The following is a 20,544-nucleotide window of genomic DNA, read 5'->3' as shown; positions in this document are numbered from 1 at the left end:
GGCGATGAGGCAAGGGAAACCCGCACCTAGATCGAGTGCGAGCGCCGCGAGTGGGCCTATTCGATGTTCCGGAGGCGCAGCGACGATGCCGCAACGCAATAGCTAAAGCTCTTATCGGTGACGTGTGCGGGCTTGGCTTTGAAGCGTCAGCGGAGCGACATTTGCGCCTTTCGCTCGGTAGGGCAGCGTGGTCGCGGCTCGTCGGGCGCAGGACATGTGTTGTTCATGGCGACCCCAACAATGCGGCTGGTTTCGAAGAAGCCGCTCATTACATTGTCGCTCAGGCGTCAGCCGGATGGGAAGCCGCTGTCTGTTGGAAAACGATTACGCAATCTAGCGGCTCGCCGAAGTTAGAGCCCTTTGATCGATGGCTAATGGCGGAATAGCCCAATAATTGTTTATCGCGGTCGGCAACGAGGAGATTGACCGGCTGGGCTGGGTCTCGAAAAAGGTTCTCCAGTTCGGCAGCGTAACAGCTGCGGCGCTCCGTTCGAATATCGCATGCTCCACAATCAGTTCATGAAGCTGACGATTTTGGAAAACCTGACGCTGGCGCCCATCAGGGTGCGCAAGATGCGGCGCAAGGAAGCCGAGCAGGTCGCCATGCACTATCTCGATCGCGTGAAGATCCCGGATCAGGCGCACAAATACCCCGGGCAGCTCTCCGGAGGCCAGCAGCAGCGGGTGGCCATCGCGCGCTGCTTTGCATGAGCCCGAAGATCATGCTCTTCGACGAGCCCACCTCTGCGCTCGACCCTGAAATGGTCAAGGAAGTGCTCGACACCATGGTCTCGCTGGCCGAAGAGGCATGACCGTGCTGTGTGTTAGCCACGAGATGGGCTTCGCCCGACAGGTGGCCGACCGTGTCGTCCTCATGGACCAGGGTGAAATCCTAGAGATCAACACACCGGCCGAGTTCTTCTCGAACTCGCGCCACGAGCGCAAGCTATTTCTGGCCCAGATCCTGCATTAGCTCAGCTAACCCCCGCGAAGCGGAATGTCTGGTGGGCGCCGTCCGGCCGCTCCGTCGTCACTCTCACATCTTCAGCGCGCCACTAGGCGCCAAGTTCGTTGTGGATGCGCGGGCGTCCCTTAGTTCGACCAGCTGACTGGGAGGTCGAAATTTATGGGTCCAAGCGCCAAGATTGGGGTCGACAACTGATAGCCGGTTGCCCAGCATGTCGGAGCTGTAGGCCCAGGTGGCGCCGCCCGTGTCGAGCGCCTGCGCTGATTTCCCCGAACAAAGCAGAAGCAGCGGCCACATGAGGTGGCCAATCAAAATGCTCGTCGATCCCCGGATTTAAGCGTCTGCTGTCGATGCCCGTTTCGGTCCTTCGCTTCACAGCTCCTAAGTCGCGGTTGGGTCAGATGCGTCATGCGACCTCGTAACTGATCGACTGCAAGGGTTCGGAACTCGGTCGTTTTAGAGTGATTTGGGTTTTGTCGGCTAGAGCGGCCCGGCATGAGCTGGTCCGGACTGTGAACGAGGGTCTCGGCAGAGCGCGTCTCATAGCGGCCACAAGCCAGTGCCACCCCGCCGCCGGCAAACCGCGGCGGGCGAGTGCCTTGGGGAGACGATGGTAGATTGCTAATGCGTTCGCGCGTCGTGTGGCTTTAAGTCGCAAACTATTGGCTTCAGAAGCAGGGCGTAGGGCTTCATTGATGGTGCTACCAACACCATATGGTGACCCATAGCCCTCCAAAACGAGAGAAGCTCGTCCCGACGGGTCGCACTGCGGCCGTCAGCTGCCAATTGCTACGAACTAGGAAACCATCATGCCTGAAAATATCAGACCAACTTCGAGAGACGTCCCCCTCATTCAGCTAGGGCTCTATCAGTGCCGCTTCCCGGTGAGCGAAGACCCGTCAGTACCCGGCGGTTATCGTTTTTGTGCTGGGCCAACTTCGCCGGATCGCGTCTACTGCGATCACCACCACAACATTGTGACCGCCGTGGACCCTCGTCGAGCCCGTTCGGGTCTCCACCTCGCTCAACGACGCGCCGCGTAAGTCTGGCTGGCGGCGGCCTCTCGGCCAGGCGCTATGCGCTCCAAGGCCTTGGCTACGACCTTTCCGTCGGCTCGGTCTGGCCCATGCTCCCTTATGCCGTCTTCGCCGATGTCTCCCCCTTCGCCCGATTGAGAACGACGACTTCTCGCCGAGCCCTTCAGCTCGCTACTCGCACAAACGCGTCGGCTCCAAAGGTTTGTCTGTCAGCACATCTTCAATGTGCCCGCGCCTGAAGCCAACATTTCTGCGACCAAACCGCGTACCTGGCACCGCCGATAGGTTGCTGCGGCGGATTTTCGCTGTTCGCAGCTGAACAATGCCTATCAACCTTGTCATCGCACCTAGTCGCACATAGCGGCCGTTCGAATTCTCATCGCTCGGCGCGATGTTTGGTCCGTCTGCCCAGAAGAGCGGAGCAAGCCATTGACACCCACGAAGTTGCTGATTGGGCAGATCGCTGTCGTATTCGCAATTGTCATTCTTGGCGTGTGGACTGCAACCCAATGGTGCGCCCACATGCTCTCCTATCAGCCGCCACTCGGCGCGCCATGGTTTGTGACAGTCGGCTGGCCGATCTACCAGCCGTGGAAACTGTTCGAATGGTGGTTCCAATTTGACGCCTATGCGCCTGAAGTCTTCGACAAGGCTGGCATACTTGCCGGGGCCAGCGGGTTCCTGGGCTGTGCCGCCGCGATAGCTGGATCCCTCTGGCGCGCACGGCAGCGGGGGTTGGTCACCACCTATGGGTCCTCACGATGGGCCATGAAGCTGGAGATCGAGAAGGCGGGGCTGTTTCAGCCGGCCGGCGTTTTCCTTGGCGGACTGAATTATCGCTATCTGCGCCATGACGGACCGGAACACGTCATGGCCTTTGCGCCGACACGTTCGGGCAAGGGCGTCGGACTCGTTGTTCCAACCCTTCTCTCCTGGACCGGCTCGGCCGTCATTCACGACATCAAAGGCGAGAACTGGCAGCTGACCTCTGGCTGGAGGTCGAAGTTCTCGCACTGTCTCTTGTTCAATCCGACCGATCCGAGATCGGCGCGGTACAACCCGCTGCTGGAAGTGCGCAAAGGTCCAGATGAGGTCCGCGACGTTCAGAACATCGCCGACATTCTCGTCGATCCGGAAGGCGCGCTGGAGCGGCGGAACCATTGGGAGAAGACCAGTCATTCACTCCTAGTTGGCGCCATCTTGCACGTGCTCTACGCCGAAGAGGAAAAGACACTCGCCCGTGTCGCCACCTTCCTGTCGGACCCGCAACGCTCATTCGCTGCGACACTGCAGCGGATGATGACCACAAACCACCTCGGCACAATGGACAAGCCTCAGGTCCATCCGGTCGTGGCCTCGGCGGCTCGTGAGGTGCTGAACAAGTCAGAGAATGAGCGCTCAGGCGTTCTCTCGACCGCCATGTCGTTTCTCGGGCTCTATCGAGATCCAACGGTGGCCGCCGCAACATCGGCCTGCGACTGGCGCATTGCCGACCTTGTGGATGCCGAGCGACCGATGTCGCTGTATCTGGTCGTGCCGCCGTCGGATATCTCGCGCACTAAGCCCCTGGTGCGATTGGTGCTCAATCAAATCGGCCGGCGGTTGACCGAGCGCCTGGAGGGCGATCCAAAGAAGAGCCGCAAGCATCAGCTCCTGATGATGCTGGATGAATTCCCGGCGCTCGGTCGGCTCGACTTCTTCGAGACTGCGCTCGCCTTCATGGCAGGCTATGGCATCCGCGCTTATCTGATAGCGCAATCGTTGAACCAAATCTCCAAGGCCTATGGCGAGAACAACGCCATTCTCGACAATTGCCATGTGCGGATTGCCTTTTCCTCAAATGACGAGCGCACGGCCAAACGCATCTCGGACGCGCTCGGTACCGCGACGGAACTCAGATCGATGCGCAACTATGCCGGCCATCGGTTGGCGCCCTGGTTGTCCCACGTCATGGTAAGCCGCCAAGAGACCGCTCGCCCCCTGCTGACGCCGGGTGAGGTGATGCAGTTGCCGCAGGCTGACGAACTAATCCTGGTTTCGGGATTGCCGCCGATTCGCGCCAAGAAGTTGCGTTATTACCAAGATCCGAATTTCACGGAGCGAGTGCTGCCTTCGCCGGTGCTGCGCGACGGTGCCTACGCGGATCGGCCCACGTCGCGCCCGGACGATTGGAGCGGACAGGTGCGCGGCGTGGATCGGCGTCTTGCTGGCGACGACGACAGTGCCGGCGCGGCAATCGAAGACGGAGGTGTCCAGCAGCAGCGCCATCCGGGCCTGCCCGAAGAACGGACCCTAGTCGCCCAGGAGCGTGATCAGGGCGATCTATTCACGCCCGCAGACGATGACTGCGAGACGCTCGCCGACAAGCGCGTCATGGATCGGATTTCCACCGCAGCACGTGCGTACGGCCTCAACGAGGGAATGGGCGACGACAAGGACATCGTGCCCGGCTTCTGAACGGCGCGCCATACGCGGGCGCATCTCAGCGTAGATAACGGCCGTAAGCGATTTCGAGGATCTCGACGATGCTCGTTCCCGTCGCCGGTGCATCAGCGCCGGTCAGAGGGAACGAGCAGCATGAAGCCCCACCGCATTCGTCACCAGTTTTTGCTTGAACCCGAGTTGAGCGAGAAGCTGGAGAACCTCAGCCGCAATCCATCGACCACCAAATCGGCCATTGTGGCGCACGCGGTCGAGGCCTTTATCGAGCGGCGTGGGGAGAATGAACTCGACCAGCGCTACGGCAAGAGGCTCGACCGTCTTTCCCGCGACCTCGGACATGTCAGGCGCGATGTCGAGATGATCCTGGAGAGCCTGGCGCTCTTCATCCGCTTTTCGATCACGCTTCATGCTCACACGCCGGTGCCGGACAGGGCCACGCAAGCGATTGCCCAGGAGCGCTTCGACAAATTCGTCGAACAGGTCGGCCGCCAAATCGCTTCCGGGAAACGGTCACTTGGCACCGACGATCGCAGGGGAGGGGAAGGATGAGTTCTCATCCGGAAGCCGACCATCGCCGCCGCGTCATGCTGCGCACCGCCATGGGTCCGGCGATCACCGAAGCCCTTGCCGATCCGACCGTCATTGAGGTGATGGTCAATCCCGACGGTGCGCTGCGGCTCGACCGGTTGGGTGAAGGCCGGGTCGACACCGGCGTGCACATGCATCCTTCTGAGGCCGAACGCATCATCCGCCTGGTCGCCTCCCACGTGCGCGCCGAGGCGCATGCTGACAATCCGATTGTCAGCGCCGAATTGCCATCGGGCGAGCGCTTCGAGGGTCTGCTGCCGCCTGTCGTGCTGGGGCCATGCTTCGCCATTCGAAAGCCTGCGGCGAAACTCTACACATTGGCCGACTATGTCGCCGACCGGGTCATGCTGCCGCTGCAGGCCGATGCGCTGAAGAAGGCGGTCCGCGAGCGGCGCAACATCCTGGTCGCCGGCGGCACGTCGTCGGGCAAGACAACACTTGCCAATGCGCTGCTGGCACAAGCCGCCGATTGCGACGAGCGGGTGATCCTGATCGAGGACACGCGCGAACTGCAATGCGCGGGGAAGGATTGCGTTGCCTTGAGGACGAGGCGGGGGTCGGTCACGCTCGCCGATCTCGTGCGCTCGACCCTGCGGCTCAGACCCGACCGCATCATCGTGGGCGAAGTCAGGGGCGCGGAAGCCCTGGACATGCTGAAGGCATGGAACACCGGGCATCCCGGCGGCATCGCGACGGTTCACGCCAATTCGGCGCGCTCCGCTCTCTACCGTATCGAGCAGCTCGCCCAGGAAGCCGTCGTCACCGTTCCCCGCCGCCTCATCGCTGATGCGGTAGATCTGATCGTCTTCATCGCTGGGCGCGGATCCTCGCGCCGCATTGACGCGATCGCTGAGGTCACCGGTCTCGACAGCAGCGGTGATTACGCTGTCACCCCGCTCACGCTTCCGCAACTCCAGCAGTTTTGAAAGGTCACCTCATGCTCAAGAAGCTTCGCTTCCTTTCGTCCACCGCGCTCGCGTTTCTTCTCACCGTCCCGGCCCACGCAGCGGGCTCCGGCATGCCTTGGGAACAGCCGCTGCAGCAGATCCTTGAGTCGGTGCAGGGACCGGTCGCCAAGATCGTCGCGGTGATCATCATCATCACCACCGGCCTGACCCTTGCTTTCGGTGACACGGCAGGCGGTTTTCGCCGGCTGATCCAGATTGTCTTCGGCCTGTCGATCGCCTTCGCGGCATCGAGCTTCTTTCTCTCCTTCTTCTCCTTCGGCGGCGGGGCACTCGTCTGATGGCCACCGGAGAGCAGCATGTCGAGGGTTTCGAAGTCCCCGTTCACAGGGCATTGACTGAGCCGATCCTGCTGGGCGGCGCGCCGCGAGCGGTGGCGATCCTCAACGGCACGGTGGCCGCGGCAATAGGCCTTGGCCTGCAGCAGTGGATCGCCGGACTGGCGCTCTGGATCGCCGGCCACACCCTCGCGGTCTTTGCCGCTCGCCGCGATCCGGACTTCGCCAGCGTGCTTGTCCGTCATCTTCGCCTGAAGGGGTGGCTTGCATGCTGAACCTTTCGGAGTATCGCGGCAAAGCCGATCGGCTTGCCGACCATCTGCCCTGGGCCGCTTTGGTCGCGCCCGGCATCGTGCTCAATAAAGACAGTAGCTTCCAGCGAACCTTCCGCTTCCGTGGCCCCGACCTTGAAAGCGCGACCGAAGCCGAGTTGGTCGGCGTCTGCGCACGAGCCAACAATGCGCTACGAAGGTTGGGCTCCGGATGGGGGTTGTTTTTCGAGGCCGAGCGCGTTGAAGCGCTGGGCTATCCGAGCTCGGCTTTTCCCGATGCTGCCTCATGGCTGGTCGATGAGGAACGGCGCGCGGCCTTCGAGGGCAAGGTCGCGCACTTCGAGAGTCGCTATCATCTGACCTTGGTCTTCATGCCGGCGCCAGATGGCCAGGCGCGGGCGGAAAGCGCACTGGTCGACTCGCATCACTCGGGAGGGGCTAGAGACTGGCGCCAGGAGCTGGCGTGGTTTCGCGACGAGACCGACCGCGTCCTGGATTTGCTATCCGGCTTCATGCCGGAAGTGCGCGCCCTCGATGATGCCGAGACGCTAACCTATCTGCACGGCACAATCTCGACCTACCGCCATCCGGTCGCCATGCCGGAAACGCCAATGTATCTCGACGGTGTTCTGGTTGACGCGCCGCTTACCGGCGGCCTGGAGCCGATGCTGGGTGAGCAGCATCTGTGCACCCTCACCATCCTTGGTTTCCCGAACGTCACCCGGCCAGGGATCCTCGACGCGCTCAACCATCAGGATTTCGCCTACCGCTGGATGACGCGCTTCATCCCGCTCGACAAGACGGAAGCCACAAAGACACTGACCCGGTTGCGCCGTCAGTGGTTTGCCAAGCGCAAATCGGTCGCAGCCATCCTGCGCGAGGTCGTGACCAACGAACCCGTCCCTCTCGTCGATAGTGACGCCGACAACAAGGCGCTCGATGCGGATGCCGCCCTTCAGGCATTGGGCGGCGATCACGTCGGCTTCGGCTATCTCACCACAACGGTGACGGTATGGGACCAGGACCGACAGGCCGCCGCAGAAAAGCTCCGAGCGGTTGAGCGCATAGTCAATGGGCTCGGCTTCACCACGATCCGTGAAAGCATCAATGCGGTCGAGGCGTGGCTCGGCTCGTTGCCCGGTCATGTCTACGCTAACGTTCGCCAGCCGCTCGTTCACACGCTGAATCTTGCCCATGTCATGCCGCTGTCGTCGGCGTGGGCCGGTCCGGTGGATAACGAGCATCTCGCCAACGTGACTGGGACCGAATCCCCGCCGCTTCTCTTCGCAGAGACCAACGGGTCGACACCGTTTCGGCTTTCCACCCACATTGGCGATGTCGGCCACATGCTGGTCGTTGGGCCGACCGGTGCCGGCAAGTCGGTTCTGCTTGCGCTAGTCGCTCTGCAGTTTCGACGCTATGCCGGGGCGCAGGTCTATGTCTTCGACAAGGGCAATTCGGCTCGTGCGGCAACACTGGCCATGGGCGGAGAACACCACGCGCTGGGCGCGGATGGTGCGCTTGCCTTCCAGCCACTGAGCAATATCGGCGACCAGGCTACTCGCAGCTGGGCGGCGGAATGGATCGCCGGCCTCGTCGCCCATGAGAATGTCACCGTTACGCCGGAGGTAAAGGAGGCGATCTGGTCGGCACTCATCAGCCTTGCCACTGCGCCGGTGCAGGAACGCACGCTGACGGGCCTGTCGGTTCTGCTTCAGTCCAATGCGCTGAAATCCGCGTTGATGCCGTACACGCTCGATGGCCCGTTCGGGCGTCTGCTCGATGCCGATGAAGATCGGCTGGCTTTGTCGGATGTGCAGTGTTTCGAGACCGAAGAGCTGATGCACAGCCAAGGCGCTGTGCTCCCGGTGCTCACCTATCTGTTCCATCGTCTCGAGGAGCGGTTCGACGGACGGCCGACGCTGCTGATGCTCGACGAGGCGTGGGTCTATCTCGACAACCCTCTCTTTGCCGCCCGCATCCGTGAATGGCTGAAGGTGCTGCGAAAGAAGAACGTGTCGGTGATCTTTGCCACGCAGTCGCTTGCCGACATCGCTGGCTCTTCCATCGCGCCGGCGATCATCGAGAGCTGCCCACAGCGCATTTTTCTCCCCAATGATCGTGCGGTGGAGCCGCAGGCACGGGCAGCCTATGAGCGCTTCGGTCTTAATGAGCGACAGATCGAATTGGTCGCCCGCGCCACGCCGAAGCGCCACTACTATCTGCAGTCGCGCCGCGGCAATCGCCTCTTCGAGCTCGGGCTAGGCCCGATCGCTCTTGCGCTTTGCGGCGCCTCCGACCCGGCCGCGCAGACCCTGATCGACGATGTTCTTTCCGAAGAAGGGCAGGGCAGCTTTGCCGCCCGTTTCTTCAGTGCGCGCGGCCTGGATTGGGCTGCCGAGCTTCTCCAGCAATTTCCTCAACCTAACAAGGAGCAATCGTCATGATCGGACGCCGCCTTTTTACTAGCCTGGTCACCGTTTCCCTGATCGCCAAACCGATGGCTGACTACGTCCAGCCGGCCTATGCGGTCATCGTGTTTGACCCGTCCAACTATACGCAGAATGTGCTGTCGGCAGCACGCGCATTGGAGCAGATCAACAACCAAATCCAGTCGCTTCAGAACCAGGCGACCATGCTGCAGAACATGGCGCGCAACCTTCAGCGCCTGGATTTTTCTTCCGTGGGCCAGCTCACAGGTTCGCTCCAACGGATCGACGGCCTGATGACCCAGGCCAGCGGCCTGAGCTTCGATCTCGACAAGCTTCAGAACCAGTGGCGTGTGCAATATCCGGAAAGCTACGACGCCACAATCGAGGTCAGCGATGTGGCGAGCGCCGCGCGCGAGCGCTGGCAAAACGCCATGCAGGCGTTCCGCCAAACCATGAGCGCGCAGTCGCAGATCGTGGAGAACGTGCGGGCCGACGGCGACCTGCTTACCGATCTCGTCAACCGCAGTCAGGGCGCGGCAGGTGCCCTTGAGGCAAGCCAGGCCACCAATCAGCTGATCGCGCTTTCGACCAAGCAGCAGATGCAGATCCAGACGCTGCTCGCGACCCAGTTCCGGGCTGAAGCCGAAGATGCTGCCCGCAAGGCGCAGTCCGAGGAAGCCGCCCGCGAGACGACGAAGCGTTTCCTGGGCACCGGTACGGCCTATCCCGGCAACTGATCAGCAGTTCTTCAAGACAACGAGGAAGGCGGCGACATGAATGACCTCGGCGTCATTGATCGCTTCATGGAGACTTTTACCCGCTATATTGATAGCGGGTTCGGTCTGCTTTCGGGCGACGTCGCCTTTCTCACCACCATCCTGATCGGCATCGACATCACGCTGGCAGGCCTGGTCTGGGCGTTCGGCGGCGAGCCCAATGTTCTTGGCCGGCTTGTCCGAAAAGTGCTCTATGTCGGCGCCTTCGCCTTCATCCTGAACAATTTTAAGAACCTCGCCGACATCATCTACCATTCCTTTGCCGGGCTCGGCATCAACGCATCGGCCGGCAATCTGTCCGCCGACAGTCTCCTGCGGCCAGGCCGCATTGCCGCGGCCGGCTTCGAGGGCGCCTGGCCGCTGCTCAATCAAGCGAGCCAGCTAGTCGGCTTCCCCGAGATCTTTGGCAACGCGCTGACCATCTTCGTGCTGCTTCTCGCCTGGTTCCTGGTCCTCATCGCCTTCTTCATTCTTTCAATTCAGCTCTTCATCACCATCCTGGAGTTCAAACTCACCACATTGGCCGGTTTTGTTCTAGTGCCTTTCGCGCTCTGGAACCGCTCGGCGTTTCTGGCCGAGCGCGTGCTCGGCAATGTGATCTCGTCGGGCATTAAGGTGATGGTGCTTGCTGTCATCGTCGGCATCGGCTCCACGCTCTTCGGCGAGTTCGCTTCCGCGCTGCAAGGCAAGGAGCCGGACTTGGCCGCGGCCATGTCACAGGTACTGGGCGCGTTGGCGCTGCTTGGGCTCGGCATTTTCGGGCCGGGAATTGCCTCGGGTCTTGTCTCGGGCGCGCCGCAGCTTGGCGCGGGAGCCGCACTCGGAACCACCGCGGCGGCCGCCGGATCAACGCTCGTTGCCGGAGGTGCGGCGCTTGCCGGCGCGCGCATGGCAACCGGCGGCGGTCTCGCCGCCGTTCGAGCCGGCACGGCCATGGGATCGGCTGCTTCCACAGCTTGGCAGATGGGGCGTGCAACATCGCCCGAGTCCGGCCTCTCCGGCGTAGCTGCTGGACTGCAAGGCGTTGCCGGCGCAGCTGCCGGCGCCGCGATGCGGGGAATGCGATCTGCAACAGAACCATTCCGGCGCAGCGCCGATGCCAGCCGCGATGCCGCCTGGACCGCGGCGGGCGGCACGCCGACCGCATCAATGACCGGAAACCCTGCCGCGTCAGGTGCCAATGCCGCGCCGGCGTGGGCGAGGCGCTTGCGTTCCGAACAGACCGCGCGCGCCCATCGCCACGCCGCCACGCAGGCCGTCCGTGATGGCGATCGGGGTGGAAGCGGCGCCAACCCCTCTCTCAATGACAAGGAAGACTAGATGCTCTTCAAGCGACCTGTTCAACGCTACGGGAAGACGCCCCACCCCGTCACACCATACCAGAAGGCCGCCCAACTTTGGGACGAGCGCATCGGCACAGCGCGCGTGCAGGCAAGGAACTGGCGCCTGATGGCCTTCGGCTGCCTCGCTCTGGCCACCGGGCTCTCTGGTGGACTCTTGTGGCAGTCGATGCAGGGCCGCGTCGTGCCCTATGTCGTCGAGGTAGATCGTTTCGGCGAGGCGCGCGCCGTCGCCCCAGCAATCCGGGACTACGAGCCCACCGATGCCCAGATCGCCTGGCATCTCGGCCGCTTCATCCAGAATGTCCGCTCTGTTTCCACCGATGCGGTGCTGGTGCGGCAGAATTGGCTCTCGGCCTACGACTTTGCCACCGACCGTGGAGCCCTCTTTCTCAACGAGTACGCTAAGGCCAACGACCCGTTCGGCAAGATCGGCACGCGCAGCGTCTCGGTGCAGGTGACGAGCGTGGTTCGAGCGTCCGACAGCTCCTTTCAAGTCAAATGGACCGAGCAGGTCTTTGAGCGCGGCAGCCTCGCCAGCACAACGCGTTGGACCGGGATCCTCACCATTGTGATCCGGCCGCCGAACAATACCGATCAGCTGCGCAAAAACCCGCTCGGCGTCTTCATCAATGCCATCGACTGGTCGCGCGAGCTCGACAGTGCCGCGCAGACTTCCGTTCCCCCAAAGGAGCCCGCCAATGATAAATAGACTCTCGTCGCTCCGCACTGCGCTAATCCTCTCGGCGTTGGCTGCGGTCATCTCCGCCTGTGCCTCGAAGCCGGTGCCGCCGCCGCAGATTTCCTATGACCATGCTGACTTCAAGCCGGCGGCGATTGAGAAGGCGCCGGAGAAGCCCGTCAAAGTCGTGGAAGTGCCGAAACCGCTGCCGCTGCCCGGCCAGTTGCAGCCCGAGCCGGGCAAGGCTGCTGAAGACAGGCGCTCGCCTGAAGAACGTGTCGCCGATGCCAACAAGGCGGCGACGCAGCAACCCTCCAAATATGGCTATGTGAATGCGGTGCAGGTTTACCCCTTTGCCGAAGGCGCGCTCTACCAGCTCTATGCCGCACCGGAGCGCGTCAGCGATATCGCTCTGCAGTCAGGCGAGAAACTCCAATCCGTGTCGGCCGGCGATACAGTGCGCTGGGTAATTGGCGACACCGTCAGTGGCTCCGGCGATGATCAGCGCACCCATGTGCTGGTGAAGCCCTTCGCGCCAGGACTTGCCACCAATCTGGTGATCACCACGGACCGGCGAAGCTATCACCTGCAGCTTCAAAGCACGGATAAGACCGCCATGGCGGCAATCTCCTGGACCTACAGCGAGGACCAGATCATCGCGCTACGCCGGCGCAATGCGCAGGCCGAGGCTGCTATGCCAGTGGCGTCGAATGTGGCTCTCGAAAATATTCGCTTCCGCTATTCGATTACGGGCGACATGCCGCCCTGGAGGCCGACGCGCGCCTTCGATGATGGCAGCAAGGTCTATATCGAGTTTCCGCGCCGCATCGATCAGGGCGAGGCTCCGCCGCTCTTCATCGTCGGTGCTGACGGGGACAACCAGCTCGTCAACTACCGCATACGGGGCAACTATTACATCGTCGATCGCCTCTTCGCCGCGGCCGAACTGCGCCTCGGCGCCAAGCAGCAGCAGGTGGTGCGCATCACGAGGACCGACGGCAGGCAAGCGCCGCGGCGGCTATTGCTCTTTTCGCGTTCCAGCAGGTGAGGGACGGCCCATGACGGATACTTCCCGCTCCGATGCTCCACCGAAACTCGATCCAGAACAGCTGCAGCTGCGGGCCTCGCCTCGCCGCGCTGTGCGCTTCAAGCGCGGCATTATTGTCGCCATTGCAGCTGTTTGTTCCGGCACCGTTCTAGGCGTCACCATGATGGCGCTGCACGGACCGGCGCTGCGCATCAAAGAGCAGGCTGAAGAGCTTTACAACACTGAGCGGAAGCCAACCGCGGAGGCAATTGAACGGCTGCCTAAGGACTATTCCGGGATCAAGCCCAAGCCTCCGGTGCTTGGACCACCGCTGCCCGGCGACCTCGGCCGCCCCATCCTTGAGCACCAACGCCAGCTGGGCATCACGCCGGGCCAGGAGGTTTCGGCGGAGGAGCAGCGCCTTGCACAGCAGGCGGTCGAGGCACGCGAATCGCAAGTCTTCTTCCGGATCGAAAATCGACCCCGGCAAGCGGAGATCGCCGGCAACGGGCAGGGCGGGCGTCCACCCTTTGAGGCAACGGCTCCACAATCCGATGCCGCACGCGATTTAGCTTCCGTTGCACCGGCCGAGGGCGACCAAAACAATCAACAGCGCAAGCTCGATTTTGTCAGCCAGCGGAACACAAGTGGAATCTACAATCTGCATGCACTGCAGACGCCGGCTTCGCCGTATCAGCTGATGGCCGGCAGCGTCATCGCAGCGAGCCTGATCACTGGCATCAATTCCGACTTGCCCGGCCTCGTCGTCGCACAGGTCACCGAGAATGTGCACGACACAGTCACCGGCAGCACCTTGCTCATTCCGCAAGGCTCTCGCCTGATTGGCACCTATGACAGCGTTGTTGCCTTTGGACAAAGGCGCGCGCTGCTGGTCTGGCAACGGATACTGCTGCCCGACGGCTCTTCGATCGAAATCGACAATCTGCCGGCGACGGACACCGCCGGCTATGCCGGGCTTGAGGACAAGGTGGATTTCCACACCTGGCAGCTGATCAAAGGCGTTGCGCTGGCCACGTTGGTAGGGGTCGGCACCGAGCTGAGCCTCGGGGAAGACGAAAGCGACCTAGTCAAAGCAATCCGCGAATCCGCTCAGCAGAACGTCAGTCGAGCTGGCCAGCGCATCACCGAGAAGAACCTCAATATCCAACCCACCATCACTATCCGGCCCGGTTGGCCACTGCGCGTCATCGTGCACAAGGATCTTGTGCTGCGGCCGTACCCGAATTGACTGGAGTCATCATGACCAATCTGAAACTCGGCAAACTTCCGGATCGGACACCTTCGAAGATCACCATAAGCGTAAGTGCAGACCTGAACCAAGCACTGAAGGACTATGCGGCGCTTTATCGTCAGACCTATGGCGAGTCCGAATCGGTAGCGGAACTGATCCCGTTCATGCTGGCGGAGTTCCTGGAGAGCGATCGAGCGTTTGCCAAGGCCAGAAAGGAAGGGCTCCCTGTCGTCGACAAGTCAGAGAAATCGCGGCGGCAGCCAATTTCAGGGTCCGAATAAATGACAGCGACCAGTGAGTCCGAGGGGGCACCTTTCTAGGCGGGCAAATGCATTGAAGCAACTTGCCGGCGGCAAGCCGAAACACAGGGCAAAATAGACGAGCTGATCTGCCCCGAACCAATGCCGGCTCTGGCCCCATTGTGGTCATTGAGCATAAGCGGCAGAGTGCCAGGAGCGGACACCTTCAAAGGCAAAGAGCCCGCAGAACCTCTTGACCTGCTCCTTTCAGATGCATCTTGGAACTTTCCTGCCCCTGAACTTGGTCTTGGCCGAGCGCCTTGGTCCGTATACCATACCTTCGACATATCCATCTTAGGCGGTTCCGGTCGTCGGGCGGGGAATGCTAGAGACTGTGATGATCGGGGGGAATCATGGCGGCACCTGCGCATATCGGCTGGCTAAAGAAGACGGCGACCAATATCGCCACGACCGAAGGCATCGAGGTCGAGGTCTGGGAACTCGGACACGAGCCAGACGACGCGGTGCTGTCCTCATGGGCGAGGCATTTCAGGCAGCACTATTGCAAAGACGAAGATCTGGCGGACTCGATCGAGGGCACAGTGCACACGCCGGCCACCTATTTGGCAACGGTAAAGTTTCCGGACCCCATCCAGGCTCCCGGACCCGGCACCCGTTCGGGCGACTTCGGCGAAATCCTGCTCGCCGACTTCGCTGAGTATATCTTGGGCTACTGGTGCCCTCGGGAGGGCAGATACGAGAACCGCGACAACCGGAACGTTCCGTCGAACGGCTGCGACGTGGTTGCATTCAAGTTTCATGGCGACTCCCCTGTTCATCCAAGGGATGAGCTTCTGCTGATAGAGTCGAAGGCCGGCCTGAGGACAAGTACAAAAACCGCTTGCAGAACGCAGTGGAGGATTCCATCAAGGACATGACCCGCGAAGCCATGTCCCTGAACGCCATAAAGCAACGTCTGCTTCGCAACGACCGCGCGGCGGCGAAACGTGTGCAGCGCTTCCAGAATCACAACGATCGACCTTTTAGGCGCGTCAACGCCGCGGGCGCAGTGCTCGACCAAAAGGTATTCGACAGCGTCGATTTCACGACAACGCTCGCCAAGCACCATCCCAACATAAAGAACTTGCGGCTTCTGATCATTCGCGGCACTTCGATGATGGACCTCGTGCGTACCCTTTACGACCGGGCCGCCAATGAAGCCTGAGCGCAACTCCATCCAATTGCTGGCTTCCGTCCGGTCCCGAGCGAAGATGCTCGAATTCAGGGCGGAGGAGGAGGACTACAACGAGTTCACGCGCGCGCCGGACTCGCTGGTGGTCCTGGCGGTCGGGATACTGGGCGACTCCGCGGCGGCCCTTGCGGACCGGTTCATCGCTATGGAGGCAGAGAGCGACCGACCGAGGTCTTGGGATGAGCGAGACGGATCGATCCGTGATATGGTTCACTTCTCCGCCCGGTATTTCGACGCCTTCCTGGAGTCCAGGCTTGACGAAAATCTGACGAACGAGTTCTCCCTCCTATGCGCCGCATCCTACTATTTGTCCGACAGTATCGGCAGCGCAGCGGTTGTCTTAAAGAAGGCCGAGCCTCCAGCCTTGGAATTCGGGCACGGCCTTGCCTTTCTGGCCTACCGGATCCTGAAAGGGCTTTTCGATCCGGTGGAGGAGGTCTTCGCGCACCGTCATTTCGTTGACGGGATATTGGCCGCAATGCGGGCGTTTTACGTCATGCAGGGCGGAGCCGAAGAAATCCGCGTTCTCTGCGAGAAGTTGAAGGCTGAAGCCTATTCGGCGGGGTCGGCCCGCGAGCTGTTCTACGCCGACCTCGTGATCGCGCTTATCTCTCGAAAACTGGACGGAGCGGCCCGTACGCTTCTGCCGCTGAGTTCGGGACTCAACTTGGCCGATTGGGGGCCAGCCCTGCGTAAAGAGACTTTCCCCGCAGAGCTTTGGCCGGCCCAGAAGCTGCTTTGCGAACAGGGGATTTTAAGTGGACGTTCTGCGGTAATTCAGATGCCGACGTCTGCGGGCAAGACCCGCGCTACGGAGTTCATGATCCGCGCGCACTTCCTGGCGCGGCGCTCGTCGCTGGTCGTCATAGTTGGTCCCTTCAGGTCTCTATGCCACGACATCCGCTCAGATTTGGTGCGCTCATTCGCTGGCGAAGAGGTCCTGATCAACGAGATCTCGGACTCCTACCTCTTCGACATCGATCTCGAGGAGGCGCGAAAGCAGAATTCGGTGTTCGTCGTGACTCCCGAAAAGCTCCTCTACATGCTTCGGCGCAAGCCGGAATTCGCCGAAGAGGTCGGACTGGTTATCTACGACGAAGGACATCAGTTCGATGGATTGACCCGCGGCCCTACGTACGAGCTGTTGCTTGCCTCCATGCGTATCTCGTTGCCTAAGAACGCACAGGTCGTGTTGATCTCAGCGGTCATCGGGAACGCAGCCGACATCGCCGGTTGGCTGATCGGCGACGAGACCGCGGTGGTGTCGGGATCCGGACTGCTGCCGACAGTGAGGAACATCGCCTTCGCGAGTTGGCAGTTCGAGCGGGCCTGGTTGCGCTACGTCAGCCCGTCCGATCCCAATGCGGACGAATTTTTCGTGCCTCGCATCGTGGAGTCAAAGGTTCTGGCCGCAAAGAAAGGCGAACGAACAGAAAGGCGCTTTCCGGAGCGGGGTACCGCCAGAAGCAACACTGACATCGGCCTTTATCTTGGCCAACACCTTGCGGCGAACGGTAGCGTAGCCATCTTCTGCGGAAAGAAGGAGAGCGTGGGCACGATTTGCGACCGCGCAGTGGATGTGGCTGAGCGCGGTTCAACGCTCGATTGGCCCTTGGCCAACTCTCACGGAGACGAGATCCGGAAAATAGCCGATCTTTGTCAAACCCATCTCGGGCTTGGGCGCGTATCGAAGGCCGCGAGGCTCGGGATCCTGTCGCACCACGCCAACACGCCGCCAGGCCTGCGGCTGTCCATCGAGCACGCCATGAAGGCAGGCCTTGCGCGAATGGTGGTCTGCACGTCTACCCTGGCGCAGGGCGTGAATTTTCCGATACGCTATCTCGTGGTGACATCCACCCAGCAGGGCAAGGAAGAGATCGCGGTGCGCGATTTTCACAACCTGATGGGGCGCGCGGGCCGAGCAGGCATGTATACCGAAGGTAACGTGATATTCTCCGCCCCGTCGCTCTACGACGAAAAAGAAAGGGACGGCCAATGGCGCTGGTCGAAGACAAGAAGATTGCTCAACGCAGATAATTCGGAACCGTCGGCTAGCGCCATCCTCAAGCTTTTCGACAGCTTCGAGCAGAAAGGTAGGGGCGTGCCAACGATCACGTTGGATCTGCCGGCCGAATGGCTTGATCTCACGTTCGCTACCAAGGAGATCATAGCTGCATACACAGCGGTCGCAGTGAGCGAGCGCCCAGGGCTGAAAGCGAAGGAATTCAGCCGGTTTCTCACCGAAAGGGCGCGCGCGGTGCAGAGCATAGCATCGTATCTGGCTTCCTACGTCAATTTCGAGAACGACCTCGCCGATGAACGTGTCGAGGAACTTGCGCGCAGCACCTTGGCGTATCACCTCTCGGAAGACGATCTGAAGGCTAAGGTCCTTGTGGTGTTCCAGGCGGCCGCCAAAGCTGTTCAGCAGGGTGCGGACCTAAGCCTGATAAATCTGGTGAGAAAGTCGCCGTTGCCGTCGTCCGACGTAAAAGCGTTGGCTGACTGGATGGACCAACATCTGGAACTGCTGTCGGTAACCCATACTGAGGAAGAGCTGTTGACCGTGGTTTTGGAAAAGGCGGGCCGGCACGCCCACGCACCGGTTTTGGCGGCAGTCCCCGAGGAATTGCGGTGGGGTTGCTTTGCCGACTGGATTGCCGGCAAGACCTATGACCAGATCCGGATGCCGTTGACGGCGGCCCGCGTCAGGTTCGGCAACGCGAACGCGACTTCGGAACACGTCGTCCACCTGTGCGAAAGCGGCTTCGCGTACGACCTGTCGATGGTCGTCGCGGCATTGGCCGACCTCGTCGAGGAAAGATCCCAAGATCTGCATTCCCGGCTGGTGACCGTCCAGAAAAAGATCAAGTATGGTCTGCCCAGTGACGCGGCCATTGCGTTCCATGAGGCGGGGTTCGCCGACAGGGTGGTGGCCCAGGCCCTCGGCGCCGCGTTCCCGGCCGTCGACGGCTATCGCGACGTGGTCACGGCATGTCGGGCTGAGCGAGAATTGGTACTGGCCACTATTAAGCCGTTCCCAAGGTACTTCGAGGAGGTCGCGTTCGAGCTTTCGTCCGGCTAAGACTGAAACAGGCCTGCAATCTGCGGGACGTCCGCGATCGAGCGTCCTTCACCATTGCCAGCGTCTGAGTGACCACCAACAGCTTAATTCATCATACCAAAGCACAAAATGCGGACTGCCTCTACGTCGACCGCGCGAAAGCGGTGACGTGGCGAACAGCAAGCGATCGTGGCCTTCATGGCAACTAAATTCGGCTCGCTCACCCGGATTCTGCCAGCCCGTTGCGGCTCCGAAATCGCAATCGCTTCGGTTCGGCGCGCACCTCATCGCGATCGCCACGCCGATCGTTGCTGCTTCGCTCGTTGACGTTCCAGCGCGCGACGCTGCTGCCGGCTCATGCCTTCAAACGCGGGATCGGGAGGGAAGCTGCTTGCGTGGATGGGCGTTGTCTTCAATTCAAGGGGCTTTTGCAGGACTTCGAAATTCTCGCGGTCCACGCCCAAGTCTTCGATCAATTCCGGTGTCCACTCTTGCTGCGGATAGGCAACGAGATCCTCCGAGTCGCCCGTATCGGAGATCGCCATCACAGCGATTCCAACGCAGAGTTTCAGATCACGGTCGTCGTGCAAAGCAGCGAGGCAGTATGTCTGCAGCATAGTTGCTCTGACACGGCGATAATCTTCCTGCGCCATTGTGTCGGCGCCGGCGAGAACAAGAAAGACATAGGCGACTTTTTCACCCGTGGACCGATCACGTGTCATGGCGATGCGGGCAAGCCGTCCCATCTTCTGCGCTTCGAGTGCTTCCCGCGCACCGATGATCGCCTCAGCGAGCACGCGGCGCTGCACACGGTCTTCTCTCGCCATAATGCGCAGCGCTCGTTCCGCGAGTTCGACGGTGGGATCGGTATCTAAGATTCGGAATTGGGTGTCGTTCAGGACCCCGTGGGTGAAAAGGCCTATCAGCCGGTCCCACTCATACGAGATACGGTTCGCCGTCCATCGCCGTTGATATTCCGGGGAGCGGGCCAGATAGGCGTATTCGCCCTGCACAAATGCAATTGCCGTGTCAGCATCTGCGTTGGTACCCTTCACATCCGAAATCATAGGGAACCGATGCTCCCCGTTCGGCTCCATCATCAACAGATAGTTGGCCACCAGCTCTGCTTCGCTCGGTGAAAGCGACAACTTTCCCGATCGAATGAGACCTGCACGCGCGTTGAGGTATTTCGTGAAGTCGGTAATCGTGTCGAATTCCGACATGACGACATCAAGGGTTGCCATGTTGAACACATGGACGAAGGGACCATCGGGATCGACGTCGCCAATGCAGAAAGGCCGATGATGCGGCAGGGTGAAGTTAACATGGTCCTTCCCGCGAAGGTGCGGCACGATCATGAAAGTCCCGTCCGGGTCATCGAAGTAGGATGAAGCGGCCTGCTCTCCGCCGGAGGCGACGCAGATGCCATGGACGCGCCTTTGCCCGATAGGCGGCAACTTCAGCGGGATGGGTTGTTCGCATTTGCCATCCGCGAATATCGCTTGCGGATTCTTTTTCAGCCAGAGATCCGCCTTGCGGATTTGCTCGGCGGATTCCCCGATCGCCCGGCTGTACCAGCGTTTCCATGCGAGTTCAAAAGGGGCATCCGGCCACGCGACATGCTTGTCGCTAAACATCAGCACATCGTCACCGCAGACCACAAGAAGGTCACATAGCTCCTTGCCTGCCTTCTTGAACACGTTGGGCCAGGACCAGAGGTCGAGAAACGTATCATCGGCCAGCTTGGCTAGATGCTGCTCGGTGGGCGTGAGGCCTAGGGCTTTCTTTATCGGCGGAATGGCGGTTACCTGGAGCGGTTGCTGAAACAGTTGGTACTATTATCTACCGTCGATGGCTTCTGTGGAATCCGCAAAGGGATTAGTGGCTACAATCTTCTAAGTGACTTTGTACGAACTTGGTCGATCTCTTCGTCA

Annotated in this window: 15 protein-coding genes and 3 pseudogenes; 17 read left to right on the top strand and 1 reads right to left on the bottom strand. The window is 61.0% G+C overall.

Annotated features, from left to right (window positions below; translation table 11 throughout):
• Nucleotides 1-179: 179 nt before the first annotated feature.
• From NKI58_RS28620 to NKI58_RS28535, 17 genes and pseudogenes are all read left to right on the top strand, one after another.
• A pseudogene (locus NKI58_RS28620) lies at nucleotides 180-337 on the top strand (aminoglycoside phosphotransferase); the annotation flags it as partial.
• Nucleotides 338-516: 179 nt separating this feature from the next.
• Nucleotides 517-973: pseudogene (locus NKI58_RS28615) on the top strand (amino acid ABC transporter ATP-binding protein); the annotation flags it as partial.
• Nucleotides 974-1,776: 803 nt separating this feature from the next.
• Entirely contained in the window at nucleotides 1,777-2,010 is a 234-nt protein-coding gene (locus tag NKI58_RS28610) for a GcrA family cell cycle regulator (RefSeq protein WP_352457941.1), read from the top strand.
• Between the two features lie 423 nt (nucleotides 2,011-2,433).
• The gene (locus NKI58_RS28605) at nucleotides 2,434-4,461 is read left to right on the top strand and encodes a conjugal transfer protein TraG (protein WP_352854012.1); all 2,028 of its coding nucleotides are present in this window, start codon (nucleotides 2,434-2,436) and stop codon (nucleotides 4,459-4,461) included.
• 120 nt (nucleotides 4,462-4,581) lie between these two features.
• Nucleotides 4,582-4,995 (top strand): CopG family transcriptional regulator, encoded by a 414-nt coding sequence (locus NKI58_RS28600; protein ID WP_352467842.1) that lies wholly within the window; start codon nucleotides 4,582-4,584, stop codon nucleotides 4,993-4,995.
• Nucleotides 4,992-5,960, top strand: a complete 969-nt coding sequence (trbB, locus tag NKI58_RS28595) for a P-type conjugative transfer ATPase TrbB (protein ID WP_352854009.1) — start codon at nucleotides 4,992-4,994, stop codon at nucleotides 5,958-5,960. The genes NKI58_RS28600 and trbB overlap by 4 nt, the downstream gene beginning before the upstream one ends.
• Nucleotides 5,961-5,971: 11 nt before the next feature.
• On the top strand, nucleotides 5,972-6,280 hold the full coding sequence (locus tag NKI58_RS28590) for a TrbC/VirB2 family type IV secretion system protein (protein ID WP_023680310.1): 309 nt from the start codon (nucleotides 5,972-5,974) through the stop codon (nucleotides 6,278-6,280).
• On the top strand, nucleotides 6,280-6,552 hold the full coding sequence (locus NKI58_RS28585) for a VirB3 family type IV secretion system protein (RefSeq protein ID WP_352571685.1): 273 nt from the start codon (nucleotides 6,280-6,282) through the stop codon (nucleotides 6,550-6,552). Before NKI58_RS28590 ends, NKI58_RS28585 begins: the two co-directional genes overlap by 1 nt.
• Nucleotides 6,546-8,996: a conjugal transfer protein TrbE gene (gene trbE, locus NKI58_RS28580; RefSeq protein WP_352854007.1), complete on the top strand. Its 2,451-nt coding sequence runs from the start codon at nucleotides 6,546-6,548 to the stop codon at nucleotides 8,994-8,996. Before NKI58_RS28585 ends, trbE begins: the two co-directional genes overlap by 7 nt.
• Complete coding sequence (trbJ, locus tag NKI58_RS28575; RefSeq protein WP_352854005.1) at nucleotides 8,993-9,718, top strand: P-type conjugative transfer protein TrbJ; 726 nt, start codon at nucleotides 8,993-8,995, stop codon at nucleotides 9,716-9,718. The genes trbE and trbJ overlap by 4 nt, the downstream gene beginning before the upstream one ends.
• Before the next feature lie 36 nt (nucleotides 9,719-9,754).
• Complete coding sequence (trbL, locus tag NKI58_RS28570) at nucleotides 9,755-11,077, top strand: P-type conjugative transfer protein TrbL (protein ID WP_352838356.1); 1,323 nt, start codon at nucleotides 9,755-9,757, stop codon at nucleotides 11,075-11,077.
• Complete coding sequence (trbF, locus tag NKI58_RS28565) at nucleotides 11,078-11,809, top strand: conjugal transfer protein TrbF (protein ID WP_031212913.1); 732 nt, start codon at nucleotides 11,078-11,080, stop codon at nucleotides 11,807-11,809.
• Nucleotides 11,799-12,827 (top strand): P-type conjugative transfer protein TrbG, encoded by a 1,029-nt coding sequence (trbG, locus tag NKI58_RS28560; RefSeq protein ID WP_352854004.1) that lies wholly within the window; start codon nucleotides 11,799-11,801, stop codon nucleotides 12,825-12,827. Before trbF ends, trbG begins: the two co-directional genes overlap by 11 nt.
• A gap of 10 nt (nucleotides 12,828-12,837) precedes the next feature.
• A complete protein-coding gene (locus NKI58_RS28555; RefSeq protein ID WP_352854003.1) occupies nucleotides 12,838-14,055 on the top strand; it encodes a TraB/TrbI/VirB10 family type IV secretion system protein in 1,218 nt (405 codons plus the stop codon).
• 11 nt (nucleotides 14,056-14,066) lie between these two features.
• Nucleotides 14,067-14,339 (top strand): DUF2274 domain-containing protein, encoded by a 273-nt coding sequence (locus NKI58_RS28550; protein ID WP_023718715.1) that lies wholly within the window; start codon nucleotides 14,067-14,069, stop codon nucleotides 14,337-14,339.
• Nucleotides 14,340-14,710: 371 nt separating this feature from the next.
• A pseudogene (locus NKI58_RS35640) lies at nucleotides 14,711-15,522 on the top strand (Hachiman antiphage defense system protein HamA).
• A gap of 46 nt (nucleotides 15,523-15,568) precedes the next feature.
• Nucleotides 15,569-18,631, top strand: coding sequence for a DEAD/DEAH box helicase (locus tag NKI58_RS28535; protein WP_352853997.1), 3,063 nt, complete (start codon nucleotides 15,569-15,571; stop codon nucleotides 18,629-18,631).
• A gap of 263 nt (nucleotides 18,632-18,894) precedes the next feature.
• On the opposite strand, the gene NKI58_RS28530 is transcribed toward NKI58_RS28535, so the two are convergent.
• Complete coding sequence (locus tag NKI58_RS28530) at nucleotides 18,895-20,310, bottom strand: hypothetical protein (protein ID WP_352853996.1); 1,416 nt, start codon at nucleotides 20,308-20,310, stop codon at nucleotides 18,895-18,897.
• Nucleotides 20,311-20,544: the final 234 nt, after the last annotated feature.

It is taken from the genome of Mesorhizobium sp. M0522 (genome assembly GCF_040321085.1).
Lineage (GTDB): Bacteria > Pseudomonadota > Alphaproteobacteria > Rhizobiales > Rhizobiaceae > Mesorhizobium.
This window is presented reverse-complemented; position numbering and strand designations above follow the sequence as displayed.